At 73.0% G+C, this 12,870-nt stretch carries 13 protein-coding genes; 6 read left to right on the top strand and 7 right to left on the bottom strand.

Going from position 1 to position 12,870, the window contains the following annotated elements; genetic code table 11:
- The first annotated feature begins 77 nt into the window (after nucleotides 1–77).
- A complete protein-coding gene (locus IF54_RS0113300; protein ID WP_030317923.1) occupies nucleotides 78–1,112 on the top strand; it encodes a membrane protein in 1,035 nt (344 codons plus the stop codon).
- 136 nt (nucleotides 1,113–1,248) lie between these two features.
- Nucleotides 1,249–1,899: an HAD family hydrolase gene (locus IF54_RS0113295; protein WP_030317920.1), complete on the top strand. Its 651-nt coding sequence runs from the start codon at nucleotides 1,249–1,251 to the stop codon at nucleotides 1,897–1,899.
- On the opposite strand, the gene IF54_RS43345 is transcribed toward IF54_RS0113295, so the two are convergent.
- Nucleotides 1,866–2,126 carry a hypothetical protein gene (locus IF54_RS43345; RefSeq protein WP_078851957.1) on the bottom strand — a complete coding sequence of 87 codons (261 nt, stop codon included), beginning with the start codon at nucleotides 2,124–2,126 and terminating at the stop codon, nucleotides 1,866–1,868. The genes IF54_RS0113295 and IF54_RS43345 overlap by 34 nt on opposite strands.
- A 163-nt stretch (nucleotides 2,127–2,289) precedes the next feature.
- On the opposite strand from IF54_RS43345, the gene IF54_RS44050 reads away from it, so the two are divergent.
- Together IF54_RS44050 and IF54_RS0113280 are read left to right on the top strand one after the other, a co-directional pair.
- Nucleotides 2,290–2,673, top strand: a complete 384-nt coding sequence (locus tag IF54_RS44050; protein WP_020140317.1) for a cold-shock protein — start codon at nucleotides 2,290–2,292, stop codon at nucleotides 2,671–2,673.
- Nucleotides 2,674–3,114, top strand: a complete 441-nt coding sequence (locus IF54_RS0113280; protein WP_030317915.1) for a hypothetical protein — start codon at nucleotides 2,674–2,676, stop codon at nucleotides 3,112–3,114.
- 4 nt (nucleotides 3,115–3,118) lie between these two features.
- On the opposite strand, the gene IF54_RS0113275 is transcribed toward IF54_RS0113280, so the two are convergent.
- From IF54_RS0113275 to IF54_RS0113260, 4 genes are all read right to left on the bottom strand, one after another.
- A complete protein-coding gene (locus tag IF54_RS0113275) occupies nucleotides 3,119–4,030 on the bottom strand; it encodes a 1,4-dihydroxy-6-naphthoate synthase (protein ID WP_420790360.1) in 912 nt (303 codons plus the stop codon).
- Nucleotides 4,023–4,685, bottom strand: coding sequence for a futalosine hydrolase (locus tag IF54_RS0113270; RefSeq protein ID WP_030317912.1), 663 nt, complete (start codon nucleotides 4,683–4,685; stop codon nucleotides 4,023–4,025). The genes IF54_RS0113275 and IF54_RS0113270 overlap by 8 nt, the downstream gene beginning before the upstream one ends.
- A 19-nt stretch (nucleotides 4,686–4,704) precedes the next feature.
- On the bottom strand, nucleotides 4,705–5,232 hold the full coding sequence (locus IF54_RS0113265) for a hypothetical protein (protein WP_037819913.1): 528 nt from the start codon (nucleotides 5,230–5,232) through the stop codon (nucleotides 4,705–4,707).
- A 62-nt stretch (nucleotides 5,233–5,294) separates the two neighbouring features.
- A complete protein-coding gene (locus tag IF54_RS0113260; RefSeq protein ID WP_030317909.1) occupies nucleotides 5,295–6,638 on the bottom strand; it encodes an MFS transporter in 1,344 nt (447 codons plus the stop codon).
- 414 nt (nucleotides 6,639–7,052) lie between these two features.
- On the opposite strand from IF54_RS0113260, the gene IF54_RS0113255 reads away from it, so the two are divergent.
- Entirely contained in the window at nucleotides 7,053–7,979 is a 927-nt protein-coding gene (locus IF54_RS0113255) for a DUF3027 domain-containing protein (protein WP_030317907.1), read from the top strand.
- A gap of 4 nt (nucleotides 7,980–7,983) precedes the next feature.
- On the opposite strand, the gene IF54_RS0113250 is transcribed toward IF54_RS0113255, so the two are convergent.
- Together IF54_RS0113250 and IF54_RS0113245 are read right to left on the bottom strand one after the other, a co-directional pair.
- Nucleotides 7,984–8,934 carry a CU044_5270 family protein gene (locus tag IF54_RS0113250; protein ID WP_030317903.1) on the bottom strand — a complete coding sequence of 317 codons (951 nt, stop codon included), beginning with the start codon at nucleotides 8,932–8,934 and terminating at the stop codon, nucleotides 7,984–7,986.
- Nucleotides 8,927–9,544, bottom strand: a complete 618-nt coding sequence (locus IF54_RS0113245; RefSeq protein WP_030317902.1) for an RNA polymerase sigma factor — start codon at nucleotides 9,542–9,544, stop codon at nucleotides 8,927–8,929. The genes IF54_RS0113250 and IF54_RS0113245 overlap by 8 nt, the downstream gene beginning before the upstream one ends.
- 152 nt (nucleotides 9,545–9,696) lie before the next feature.
- On the opposite strand from IF54_RS0113245, the gene IF54_RS0113240 reads away from it, so the two are divergent.
- Nucleotides 9,697–12,858, top strand: coding sequence for a sacsin N-terminal ATP-binding-like domain-containing protein (locus IF54_RS0113240; RefSeq protein WP_199821203.1), 3,162 nt, complete (start codon nucleotides 9,697–9,699; stop codon nucleotides 12,856–12,858).
- The last annotated feature ends 12 nt before the right edge of the window (nucleotides 12,859–12,870 follow it).

Here is a 12,870-nt window from a genome sequence, read left to right as displayed (position 1 = left end):
GCTCGGGCCCACAGGAGGCGACCTGCGCTAGTTTCGTCCCACGGGGTATCCAACGCACCCGCCCCGGAGGGGACTTCGTGGGTATCGAGAGCGATCAGGTCGTCTACGAGTATCTGAGCCGCGTCGGCGACGTGGCCCAGCAGCGGCAGTTGCCGTCGTCGACCCGTATGCGGCTGGTCTCCGAGCTGCGCAACGAGATCGACCGGCGCCGCGCCAAGGCCCCGGTGGACTCGCCCGCCGCCGTCCGCCGGATCATCGCCCGGCTGGGCAGCCCCGACGAGGTGGTCACCGCCGCGGGCGGCTCCGCGGCCGCTGCCCCGCAGGCGCCGGCCGTCTCCATGCCCGTCCAGCGGGACCGGGAGTCCCAGGACGACGGCGGGCAGCGGCGGACCGGGCTGCGCAAGAACGTGCCCCGGCCGCGCCCCGCCGAGCCCCCGCTCCCCGACCCGGCCGTCTCCCACGGCCCCCATCTGGCCGGTCTGGACGAGCTCGGTGACCCCGCGACGCAGCCCGACTGGTGGCGGGTCGACAGCAGCCCCTTCGGGGTCGGTGACAGCGTGCCGGGCTTCGTCGGCGGGGTGGAGATCCCGGAGCTGCTGAAGCCCCCGCCGCCCAAGGAGGAGAAGAAGCCCGAGCCCGCCGTCGAGCAGCCGGCGGCGCAGCTGCCCGCGCCCGGGAAACGCACGGCCTGGTGGCGGCCCCGCCCGAAGGCCGCGCCGCCCGTCGTCGAGGCAGCGCCGGTCCCCCGCCGCCGTTTCCTCGGGGCGGGCGCGGGAAGCTGGAGCAATCCGCTCCTGCTGCTGGCCGCCGCCCTCCTCGTCGCCGGCGCGGTGCTCGGCAACCTGCTCGTGCTGATCGTGGGCTGGCTCATCGCCTGGGCCTCGCGCCGCCTCACCGACGCCGAGACGAAGTGGGCCGTGGTGATCCTGCCCGGCCTCTCGCTGACCGCGGGCCTGGTCTGGCTGTGGGGCCGCAACGAGGGCCGCTGGGGCGAGCCCATCGCCCAGGGCCACATGAACGACGCGGTCGCCGAGACCTGGCCGTGGGTGGTGCGGGGCGCGGCCGTGGCGTCGGCGCTGTTCCTGGTGTGGCGCTCGCAGCGGCGGCGGTAGGGGCGGCCACGGGCGCGGCGGCGGTAGGGGCGGCCACGGGCGGCGGCGGTAGGGCGCGAGAAAGGGCCGCAGGCGTGGCCGTACCGCCCCGGAAACCGCTGTCGCAGGGCGGTACCGCCCCGGCACAATGGCCCATATGGCCTCTGCAAGCATCTCCGCCCCCGGTCCCACCGTCGGCTTCGACCTCGACATGACGCTCATCGACTCCCGTCCCGGCATCCATGCCTGCTGGGTGGAGCTGTCCGAGCGGACGGGGACGTACGTCGACGCCGACCTGGTGGTCACGCGGCTCGGGCCGCCGCTGGCCGAGGAGATGGCGTACTGGTTCCCGGCCGACCGGATCCCGGAGATGGCGGACCTCTACCGCGAGCTGTACCCGGCGTACGCGATCGCCGGCACCCTGGCGATGCCCGGCGCCCGCGAGGCCATCGACGCCGTCCAGGCGGCCGGCGGGCGGGCGATCGTCGTGACCGCCAAGTGGGAGCCCAACGCCCTGCTGCACATGGAACACCTGGGTCTGGAGCCGGACGCGGTGATCGGCAATCTGTGGGCCGAGCAGAAGGGCGAGGCGCTGCGCGAGCACGGCGCGAGCGTGTACGTCGGCGACCACACCGGCGATGTGCGCGGGGCGCGGATCGCGAGGGCGACGTCGGTGGCGGTCGCCACCGGGCCGTGCAGCCCCGAGGAACTGACCGAGGCCGGCGCGGAAGTCGTCCTCGGCGATCTCACGGAGTTTCCTGGGTGGTTTTCGGACTACCGCGCGGACTGCCTTCCGGGCCGCGCCTGACGCCTTCCGGCGGCGACCGATTGCAGCACTCCCGCTCCGGCCACCACGAAACCGACGGCCATGAGCATGCTCAATCCGAACATGTACGTCGGAAAAGGCTTCGTCCCGAGCAGGAACGGGGCCACGGTGACGAGAGTGGCCACCGCACCGACGAAGAAGACGACGGCTCCGGTACGGATCAGTCGGTCACCGGGAGCGGCGGAATTCGTTTGGGTTTTGTCACGCACCGGACCAGGGTAGTTCCCTGCGCGAAGGAACAACCGGGCGACGTCTTGTCACCGGCCTGAAGACCATTAGCCTTGGTACCGGCGGGTCCCGACGACCCGCCCCAGTGCTATCAAGAGCCGTTTCAGAAGCAGTTTTCCGACGAGTACGAGGACGAGGACAGACGTGCCTACCGGCAAGGTCAAGTGGTTCAACAGTGAGAAGGGCTTCGGCTTTCTCTCCCGTGACGACGGCGGTGACGTCTTCGTCCATTCCTCGGTCCTCCCCGCCGGAGTCGAGACGCTGAAGCCCGGGCAGCGGGTGGAGTTCGGAGTGGTCGCCGGGCAGCGCGGTGACCAGGCTCTTTCGGTCGCCATCCTCGACCCCACACCCTCGGTCGCGGCCGCCACCCGCAAGAAGCCCGACGAACTGGCCTCGATCGTCCAGGATCTGACGACCCTCCTGGAGAACATCACCCCGATGCTGGAGCGCGGCCGCTACCCCGACAAGGCGGCGGGCAAGAAGATCGCCGGCCTGCTGCGGGCGGTCGCCGACCAACTCGACGTGTAAGTGCACGAGATACGGACCGAGCCGTCCGAGGAGATGTGGGAGTACATCCGGCGGCAGCGGCGTCACACCCTGGAACTGCTGGTCGTCTGCGCCGTCGGTCTCGTGCCCTGGACGATCCTGCTGTATTTCACCCTGCCGAGCGGCTACACCGTCCGCCAGTGGCGGGTCACCTGGGTCGGCTTCGACGTCCTGCTGCTCCTCGCGATGTCCGCCACGGCCTTCCTCGGCTGGCGCCGCCACCGAGGGGTCGTCGTGGCGGCCGTGGCCACGGGTGCCCTGCTGGTCTGCGACGCGTGGTTCGACGTGTCGCTGGCCCTGGGCACCCCGGCCGTGTGGTGGTCGGCGGCGCTGGCGGTATTCGTGGAACTCCCCTTGGCGGCCTTTCTGCTCCGAAAGGTCCTGGGCATGATGTCGTTGGCCCAGTGGCCGGGGCCGAGGTGACGGGTCAGCGGAACGACAACGCGTCGGGCTTCAATGCCGGCACAAGTCCCTCGGCCGCCGCCCGGGTCAACAGCCCCCGAATCGCCGCGTATCCGTCTTCTCCCAAGTCCGCGGTGAACTCGTTGACATACAAACCGATGTGCTGATCGGCGACCGCGGGATCCATCTCCTGCGCATGCGCCATGACATAAGGCCGGGAAACCTCGGGATCGTCCCAAGCGGCCCGTACGGACGCGCGGATGGAGTCGGCGAGCCGCGAGAGCCGTTCCGTTCCCAGCGACCGTTTCGCAATGATCGCGCCGAGGGGAATGGGCAGCCCGGTCGTCGACTCCCAGTGCTCGCCCATGTCCGCCAGTTTGTGCAGCCCGTAGTTCTGGTAGGTGAACCGGGCCTCGTGGATCACCAGTCCGGCGTCGACCAGTCCGTCCCGGACGGCCGGCATGATCTCGTGGAACGGCATCACCACGATCTCCCCGACCTTGCCGTCGAGGACGTCCGCCGCCCACAGCCGGAACAGCAGATATGCCGTCGACCGCTCGGACGGCACCGCGACCCTGCGGCCGGTCAGCTCCAGCCCGGCCTCCCGGGTGAGCACCAGCGGCCCGCACCCCCGCCCCAGCGCACCCCCGCACGGCAGCAGCGTGTACTCGTCGAGGACGTAGGGCAGCACGGCGTACGACACCTTCAGCACATCGAACTCACCGCGTTCCGCCATGCCGTTGGTGACGTCGATGTCCGCGAAGGTCACGTCCAGCGCGGGCGCCCCCGGCACACGGCCGTGGGCGAGGGCGTCGAAGACGAAGGTGTCGTTCGGGCAGGGCGAGTACGCGATCTGCACAGGCTGCGCGGGCTGCACAGGCTGCGAGGGCTGCTCACGCTGCCGCGAAGGCTGCGTGGGGTGCGAAGGCTCAGTCATGCTGCTTCCAACTCTCCAGTACGGGCGCCAGCTTCCCGAACCCCTCCGTCAGGGCCGTGAGCGCGTCACCGATGCGCCAGGCGGCCCGGTCGCGAGGCCCGACCGGGTTGGAGACGGCGCGGACCTCCAGCACCGGCACCCCGTGCGCCCCGGCCGCCTCGGCGACCCCGAAGCCCTCCATGGCCTCGGCGAGGGCGCTGGGGTGGCGGGCGCGCAGGGCCGCCGCGCGCTCGGCCGTACCGGTGACCGTCGACACGGTGAGCACCGCACCGGCCCGCCCCCCGGTCGCGGCCACGGCGTCCCGTACGAGGGCCGCGGGCGGCCGGTGGGTGACGGCCCCGAAGCCCAGGGCGGTCACCGGCACGAACCCCTCGGCGGTCTCGGCCCCGAGGTCGGCCGCGGTGATCTCGTCGGCGACGACCAGCGACCCGACCGGCGCCTCGGGCAGGAACCCGCCGGCGATCCCCGCGGACACGACGAGGCCGTAGGCGGCGCCCTCCAGGGCGGCCCTGGTCAGTGCGGTGGCGGTGCCGGCGGCGGCGAGCGCGGGACCGACCCCCACGGCGAGGACGTCCACGGTGGCCGCCGTGCCCTGGAACGCAGGGGCCACCGCGTCCCGTTCGACCGGGACCGCGGTGGCCACGAGGATGCGCATCAGCTACGGCTCCGACGGATCAGTAGTCGGCGTTCTCCAGCTTGAAGTTCCACACGCCCTTGTGTTCCTTGCTCTGGCCCGAGGTCGTCTTGTCCTGCTCGACGATGCTGATGTACAGCGTCTTCTGGGGGGCCTGGCCCTGCTGCTGCGCGAAGAGGTCCACGCCGTCGAAGGCGTAGTACGTCTTCTTGTACACGTACGTCATCTGCTGGCCGTTGATCCACAGCGCCCAGCCGGTGTCGGCGACCTTGGGGTCGACACCGACGCGCAGGGTCTCGCTCTGGTTGACCTTGATCGTCTTGGCGTCGGACTTCTCCAGGGCGCACTTGGTGGCCTTCGCCTGGCCGAGGTCCTTGCCGTCGTCGTAGCAGGTGGCCTCGGAGCTCACCGAGGTCGAACCGACCGTGACGGTGACGCGCGGCGTCGGCTTGTCGCAGGCCGACAGGACGAGCAGTCCGGCGGAAACGAGGCCGGCGGCGGCGACGGCGCGGCGGCGTCGCACAGCGCGGTGAACATGAGCGGCTTCGCCGCGGGGCAGCGTGGTCATGGCGGAAGGCTATCGGGCGGGTACGGCGGTCCCTTTATCCGGGGTGCGGCGAGCCCTGTTCGTTACGCCACTCGCGCCCGGGGCGCGCTGCCCTGCCGGGCCGAGGCGATCAGGCCCTTCGCGGTGGCCAGCCAGCCCGCCGCGACGACGGCCGCGGCCACCGAGAGACCGAGATAGCCGTTCAGGGGCATCACGATGCCGACCGCGCCGCCGAACACCCACGACACCTGGAGCAGGGTCTCGGAGCGGGCGAACGCGGAGGTGCGGACCAGTTCGGGCACGTCCCGCTGGATCAGCGCGTCCAGGGACAGCTTGGACAGGGCCTGCGAGAAGCCTGCGACGGCCGCGAGACACGCCACGAGGAACGCGCCGAAGAAGATCGCCGCGGTGATCGCCGCGCCCAGCACGACGGCCACCACCGTCACGATGATGATCTCCGGCGCCTTCGACTTCAGCCAGGCCCCGACCGCCGTACCGAGCGCGTTGCCCGCGCCCGCCGACACCGCCACCAGGCCCAGGGAGACCGCCGCGCTCTCGCCGGTCAGCGGATGCTCGCGGAGCAGGAACGCGAGGAAGAAGGTGAGGAAGCCGGAGAGCCAGCGCAGGGCGGCGTTCGCGCCGAGGGCGTGGGTGACGGCGGTGCCGACCGTGCGCAGCCCGGGCCGCTTCACCGGCTTGAGGTGCGGGCCGTGCAGATGCCCCTCGTCGGCGGCGAGCAGCGCCACGTCCTCGCCCTTGGCGGAGTCGACCTTCGGGGGCAGCGAGAACGACAGGAACGTGCCGGCCACGAAGATCACGAAGGCGCCGTAGAGCGGCCAGCGCGGTCCGATGGCCTGGAGCCCCGCGCCTACGGGCGCCGCGACGCCGGTCGCGAGCAGGCCGCCGAGGGTGACGCGGGAGTTGGCCTTGACGAGGGAGAAGCGGGGCGGGAGCAGACGGGGCACGACCGCGCTTCTGACGACGCCGTACGCCTTCGAGGCCACCAGTACGCCGAGGGCCGCCGGATACAGCTCCAGGCTGCCGGTGGCGACCGCCCCGGAGATGATCAGCGCGAGCAGGGCGCGGGCGAGCATGGCGCCCGCCATGGCCGCGCGGCGGCCGTGCGGCAGGCGGTCCAGGAGCGGGCCGATCACCGGGGCGAGGACCGTGAAGGGGGCCATGGTGATGGCGAGGTAGAGCGCGACGCGCCCGCGGGCCTCGTCGGTCGGCACGGAGAAGAACACCGTCGAGGCGAGCGCGACGGTGATCATCACGTCCCCCGCGCCGTTGACGGCGTGCAGTTCGATCAGCTTGCCGAGGCCGGACTCGCCCGCGCCGTGCGCGTGGGTCGCCTTGCGGATCCCGCGGGCCGTACCGGTGAACGGGAAGTGCAGGGCACGGCCGACGGCACGGACGGACCCGGTCATCCGGCCCGTCCCGCCACCGATCCCGGTGGCTCCCTGGGGTGTCCTCGTGGCTGCCACCCCGTCATAGTGCCCCGAGAAAGCTGTGAGTAGTGCGGTTACCGCGCGTATGAACGCATATCAAGCGCCTCCGGGAACCCTCTCGGACCCCTCCGGGACCCTTCCCGGAGGGGCCAGGAGGAACGAACCCTCACGTCGGTGTAGGCCGAGCGGCGGCGAACAGGTAGCGTGCGTAGCGCGCCGTGGCGAATGTTCTCGGCCGCGCGCCTCTCTGACATCCCGCAGAATGGATGCGAGCAGGTGCGCCCGAGCGCGTTCGGGCGCGGACGTCGACGCGGCCCTTCGGTCCGCTCCGTCCGCACCCACCGCCTTCAGGCCGGCGCACCCGAGTGACGGCGTAGGAGAGAAGCGATACCTGTGAGCGCAGCGACAACGCGAAGCCGCACCCCCGACCGCCTGTGCGCCGAGGCCGTCGACCTCGCCCGGGCCGCCGCCGAGGAGGCGGCCGCGCCCGGAGTGGTGGGCGAGCACGCGGGCCTGGTCTCCGAGGGCGACCGTGTCGTGACGCACTTCTTCGAGTCCAAGGAACTCGGCTACCGCGGCTGGCGCTGGGCCGTCACGGTCGCGCGGGCCTCCCGAGCGAAGATCGTCACCCTGGACGAGGTCGTCCTGCTGCCCGGCCCGGACGCGCTCCTGGCCCCCGAGTGGGTGCCCTGGAGCGAACGCCTGCGCCCCGGCGACATGGGCCCCGGCGACCTGCTGCCCACCGACGCCGAGGACCTGCGTCTGGAGCCCGGCTACACCGGCGAGGACGAGCCCCTGCCGAGCGCGCCGGTCTCGGAGGAGATGGCCGAACTGGTCGAGGCGGAGGACGCCGACCTCACGGGAGGCTCGCCGGCGAACCTGCCGATGACGCCCTCCCGCGGTTCGATCGCCGCGGTCGCGGAGGAACTCGGCATGCGCCGGGCCCGGGTCCTGTCCCGCTACGGCCTCCATGTCGCCGCCGACCGCTGGGAGGACTCCTTCGGCGCGCAGACCCCCATGGCCCAGGCGGCCCCGGCGCCCTGCGTCAGCTGCGGTTTCCTGGTCCCGCTGGGCGGCTCGCTGGGCCAGGCCTTCGGTCTGTGCGCCAACGAGTTCGCCCCGGCGGACGGCCGGGTGGTCTCCCTGTCGTACGGCTGCGGGGGGCACTCTGAGGCCGCGGTGATGCCGAAGCCGCCCCAGCCGGCGGCCCCGGTGATCGACGAGACACGAGTGGACCCCTTCCCGCTGCGCCCCGCCCGGGACTCCGGCTCGGTGCCGGAGACCGCGGACGAGGCGTCGGCGGAACTGGGCCACTCGTAGGGCCTCACGGGCGCTGGAAGACCCGGTCCACCACACCGCTCGCGACGAGGTACTGAGACTGCTCGACCTCGCGCTTCGTGAACTTGACCGTGGTCCGCTCACGCTGCCCCAGGTACTGGTACGTCTTCGCGTCGAAGAGCAGCACCCGCCTGCCGTCCGCCCACGGGCCGCCGGACGGGCCGACGTACCGGACGCCGATGGCGGTGTGTCCGTTGAACTCGGTCCGGCCCGGCAGCACCTGCACGCCGGGGACGGCGGCGAGCGCTTCGAACGCCGTTGAGCGCAGGCCCTTGGGCAGGACGGAGTGGCGGAGCAGTCCGGAGAGGAAGATCTGGATCTTCGGCCACTCGTCCGCCCGGGTCTTCCGGCTGAAGTCGGGCTTCGTGCCCGCCTCACGCAGGACGATCGTCAGCCTGGCCGGGTCGAGGGGCAGCCTCTCCAGCTTCGACCACTCCTGCGGTGGCCAGGAGTACGCACCCTTCTGGTCCGGCGGCACCCACTGCTTGGTGCCCAGTTCGCTGACGTACGACCTCTTGGACCCGTCGACCGAGCTCCAGCTCTCGTCGACCCACCTCTTCACGGGTCCGCCCCCGACCGGCCTGCGTTCGATGACCTCCTTCGTGTAGATGAACTGGTCGTCGCGCGGGGCGACGGGCTTCTCGGTGCGCAGGGCCTCGGCGGCCGCACCCCTTAGCACGGTCGTCGCGCTGACCGTGCGGGTGCGGGGTTCGGTCCCCGTGTCCTGGGTGACCACCACGGTCGCGGTGACGGCCGCCGCGGCGACGCCCGCCACGGCGATCCGCAGCAGCGGACGGCGGCCGACGCCCGACACGGCGACGGGGGCGGCGGGCGCCTGCATCACCTGCTGGAGACGGAAGCGGGCGCGGACGCGGGCGGCGTCCGTGAGAGGGGGCGCGTCCGCGTCCCACTCCCGTAGGAGTTCGATCTCATTCATGGTCGGATTCCTCTCGAAGAGCGGTCGGATCGGATCCGCCCAATGCCTCACGGACTTTTCTGCGAGCCCTGTGCAGTCGTGACCGGACCGTCCCCACCGGCACTCCGAGGGCGGCCGCGGCCTCCTCGTAGCCGAGGTCGGCCCAGGCGACCAGCAGCAGTACGTCCCGGTGCCGGGCGGGCAACCGGGCGAGCGCACCGGCGAGTTCGCCGCGCACTGCCTGCGCGCTGACCCGCGCGGCCACCTGGTCGGCGACCGTCTCGTCGGCCGGTCCGCCGGCCGCGGGGGCGGGCAGCCGGCCCAGTGCCTTCAGGCGCCGGGCCTCGGCACGCCGGTGCCGGCCGATGAGGTTGGTCGCGATGCCGAACAGCCAGGGGCGGGCGTCCGCCGACTCCGTGCGGTACCGGAAGCGCTGCTGGAACGCGGTGGTGAAGGTCTCCGCCATCACGTCCTCGGCGGCCTCCCCGCCGAGCCGGCGGGCCGCGTAGCGGTGCACCGAGTCGGCATGGCGGTCGAAGAGCACGGCGAACGCCTCGGGCTCGTCCCACGACCGTTCGATCACCGAGGCGTCGCTGTCCTGCCCCACGCTGACGCCCGGTTCCACGGTCATCGGGGCTCCTTTCGTCGCTGTAGCGCTGAAGCTCGGGCTTTCACCGGTACTTCGCCGCTCGCAGGGATCCGGTTCCCGTGCGGACGAGTTGTGAGGGCCACCGGGGCGGAGTCATCGTCCTGTCTCCTCGCGGTACCTTCGACGTCACGCCGATGAGGAGAGTCAACGTGAGCAAGTTCGTGCGGCCCGCCGCCGAGGGTGCCGACCCGTTCGGGACCGCTCGGCTCAGGCGAGGTGTGCTGGACGCCTGGGCCACCAGTCCCGCCCGGTTCCGGGAGGACGCCAACGCCGAGGAGGACCTCGTCCTCGGCGGGTACCGGGACCGGCTGGTCGTCGAGCTCGCGCAGAACGCCGCCGACGCGGCGGCCCGGGCCGGGGTGCCCGGACGGCTCCGGCTCACCCTCCGCGAGGGCGTGCTCTTCGCCGCCAACACAGGCGCCCCGCTGGACGCGGCCGGCGTCGAGTCCCTCTCCACCCTCCGCGCCTCCGCCAAGCGCGAGCCGCGGAACGGACCGGACGCGGCGGACACCACGGCCGGGGCGGTCGGCGCCGTCGGCCGCTTCGGCGTCGGGTTCGCCGCCGTGCTGGCCGTCACCGACGAGCCTGCCGTCGTCGGCCGGCACGGCGGGGTCCGCTGGTCGCTGGCCGAGGCCCGCGAGTACGCCGCCGAGACCGCCCGCCACAGCCCCGGCCTCGGCGACGAGATCCGCCGCCGCGACGGCCATGTCCCGCTGCTACGGCTGCCGTTCGCCGCCGAGGGCACCGCTCCCGACCTCTACGACACCGTCGTCATCCTCCCGCTGCGCGACACCGCCGCCGCGGACCTCGCCGAGCGCCTCCTGCACGCCGTCGACGACGCCCTCCTCCTCGCCCTGCCGGGTCTGGAGGAGGTAGTGATCGAGACGGACACGACCCGCACGATCAGCCGCCGCACCGACGGTGTCCTCACCGTCGTGGAGGACTCGCGCGACGGTACGACCCGGTGGCGCACGGCGTCCGCGCACGGCCCGCTCACCCCCGACCTGCTCGCCGACCGGCCCGTCGAGGAGCGGTTGCGCCCGCACTGGTCGCTGACCTGGGCCGTGCCCGCAGACGCCGACGGCAGCCCCGCGCACCCGCGCACCAGCCCGGTCGTGCACGCCCCGACCCCCAGCGACGAGCCGCTCGGCGTGCCCGCGCTGCTCATCGCGTCGTTCCCGCTCGACACCACCCGCCGGCACGCGGCGCCCGGCCCCCTCACCGACTTCCTCGTGCAGCGCGCGGCCGACACCTACGCCGAACTCCTCGCCGGCTGGCGGCCGGTGGGCGAGGCCGTCATCGGCCTGGTGCCCGGACCGCTCGGCAAGGGCGAACTGGACGGCGCCCTGCGGCAGGCGATCCTGGAGCGGCTGCCGAGGGTCTCCTTCCTGCCGCCCGCGCTCGAACCCACCGACGACCTCCCGGAGACCCTGCGGCCGCGCGAGGCCGAGGTCGTCGAGGGCGCCGGCGCCGACACCGTGCGGGTCCTCGCCGAGGTGCTGCCCACCCTGCTGCCCGCCGGTCTCGAACGGCGCGTGGAGCTGCGCACGCTGGGCGTCGCCCGGGTCCCGCTGACCGACGCGATCGACCGGCTCGCGGGCCTGGAGAAGGAGCCGGGGTGGTGGCAGCGGCTCTACGACTCCCTCGCGGGCGTCGACCCCGACCGGCTCACCGGCCTTCCGGTACCGCTTGCCGACGGCCGTACGACCATCGGGCCCCGGCAGGTGCTGCTGCCCACCTCCGACGGGCCCCTGATCGACGCCGAGATCCTCGCCCGGCTCGGCCTCAAGGTCGCCCACCCCAGCGCCGCCCACCCGCTCCTGGAGAAGCTGGGCGCACTGCCCGCCACCCCGCGCGCGGTGCTCACCACTCCCCAGGTGCGGGCCGCGGTGGCCGCGTCCCTCGACGACGACGGCGGGGTGAGCTGGGAGGAGGACACCCCGGAGGCCGAGGAACTGGCCGACACCGTCCTGGCCCTGGTCCGGGACGCGGGCCTGGAGCCCGGCGACGAGCCGTGGCTCGGTGCGCTCGCGCTGCCCGACGACGAGGGGGAGCTTGCCCCCGCCGGTGAACTCGTCCTCCCCGGCAGCGCGTTCGCCCAGGTCATCCGCGAGGACGAACTCGCCTTCGTGGACGCCGAGCTGGCGCAGAAGTGGGGCGAACAGCCCCTGGCCGCCTGCGGGGTGCTCGCCGACTTCGCCCTGGTCCGCGCCACCGACGTGGTCCTCGACCCCGACGAACTGGAGCCCCGCGAGGGCGACTTCGCCGAACCGGACGACGCGGGGCTGCTGGACGCCGTGGACGTGTGGTGCGAGGACATCCTCGACCGGTTCCCGGACACCCCGGTACCGCCGGTCGCCACCGAGCTGATCGCCGTACGCGATCTCGACCTCGTCGACGAGGACAAGTGGCCCGAGGCTCTGGCCCTGCTGGCGCAGCCCCCGCTGAGGGACGCGCTCACCCAGCAGGTCCGCATCCTGCTGCCGGACGGCACGCACGAGGTCGTACGGCCGTACACCGCCTGGTGGCTGCGCGGGAACCCGGTGCTCGACGGCCGCCGCCCGGCGGGCCTCCTCGCGGCCGGCGGGGACCCGCTCCTGCGCGGCCTGTACGACGAGGCCGACGCGACCGGCTTCGACGACGAGCAGGTGCTGCGGGCGCTGGGCGTGCGGACGTCGGTGGCCGCGCTGCTGGAGGAGCCGGGAGGCGCGGCGGAACTCCTCGACCGCCTCGCCGACCCGTCCCGGCCGGTCACCGGATCCCAACTGCACGCGCTCTACGGCGCGTTGGCCGACCTGGACCCCGACCAGGTCACCCTCCCCGACGAGCTGCGGGCCGTCACCGACGGCCGGGTGGAGGTCGTGGACGCGGCGGACGCGGTGGTCGTCGACTCGCCCGACCTGCTCCCCTTCACGCAGGGCGTCCCGTTGCTGCCGGTCCGCCCATCCCGGGCGGCCGAGCTGGCCGAACTCTTCCAGGTCCGCCGCCTGAGCGAGTCGGTGACCGGTTCGGTGGACTCGCACGGCACGGAACACGAAGTGCCGGAGCCGGTACGGGTCCTGCTCGGCGCCCGGACCCCCTCCACCTACGTCGAGCACGAGGAACTCGTCGTGGACGGAGTGGAGATCGACTGGCGCCTCACCAACGACGGCGTCCTGCACGCTGCCACCCTGGAGGGCGTGGCAGCGGGCCTCGCCTGGGCCTCCCGCCAGTGGCCCCGCCGCTTCGAGGTGGCAGCCCTCCTGGAGGACCCGACCCGCACGGAGGAACTGGCGCGGGACCGCTGGTTCGACTGAGCGACAGGGGCC

The organism is Streptomyces sp. NRRL B-3229, assembly GCF_000719505.1.
Taxonomy (GTDB): domain Bacteria; phylum Actinomycetota; class Actinomycetes; order Streptomycetales; family Streptomycetaceae; genus Streptomyces; species Streptomyces griseorubiginosus.
This window is presented reverse-complemented; position numbering and strand designations above follow the sequence as displayed.

Bases quoted from the DNA above. Each gene is read 5' to 3' on its own strand.
- IF54_RS0113250 (WP_030317903.1), bottom strand. From the start codon at position 8,934: ATGAATGAGATCGAACTCCTACGGGAGTGGGACGCGGACGCGCCCCCT.
- IF54_RS0113260 (WP_030317909.1), bottom strand. From the start codon at position 6,638: ATGACCGGGTCCGTCCGTGCCGTCGGCCGTGCCCTGCACTTCCCGTTC.
- IF54_RS0113295 (WP_030317920.1), top strand. From the start codon at position 1,249: ATGGCCTCTGCAAGCATCTCCGCCCCCGGTCCCACCGTCGGCTTCGAC.
- IF54_RS0113245 (WP_030317902.1), bottom strand. From the start codon at position 9,544: ATGACCGTGGAACCGGGCGTCAGCGTGGGGCAGGACAGCGACGCCTCG.
- IF54_RS0113265 (WP_037819913.1), bottom strand. From the start codon at position 5,232: ATGACCACGCTGCCCCGCGGCGAAGCCGCTCATGTTCACCGCGCTGTG.
- IF54_RS0113275 (WP_420790360.1), bottom strand. From the start codon at position 4,030: ATGACTGAGCCTTCGCACCCCACGCAGCCTTCGCGGCAGCGTGAGCAG.
- IF54_RS0113270 (WP_030317912.1), bottom strand. From the start codon at position 4,685: ATGCGCATCCTCGTGGCCACCGCGGTCCCGGTCGAACGGGACGCGGTG.
- IF54_RS0113240 (WP_199821203.1), top strand. From the start codon at position 9,697: ATGAGGAGAGTCAACGTGAGCAAGTTCGTGCGGCCCGCCGCCGAGGGT.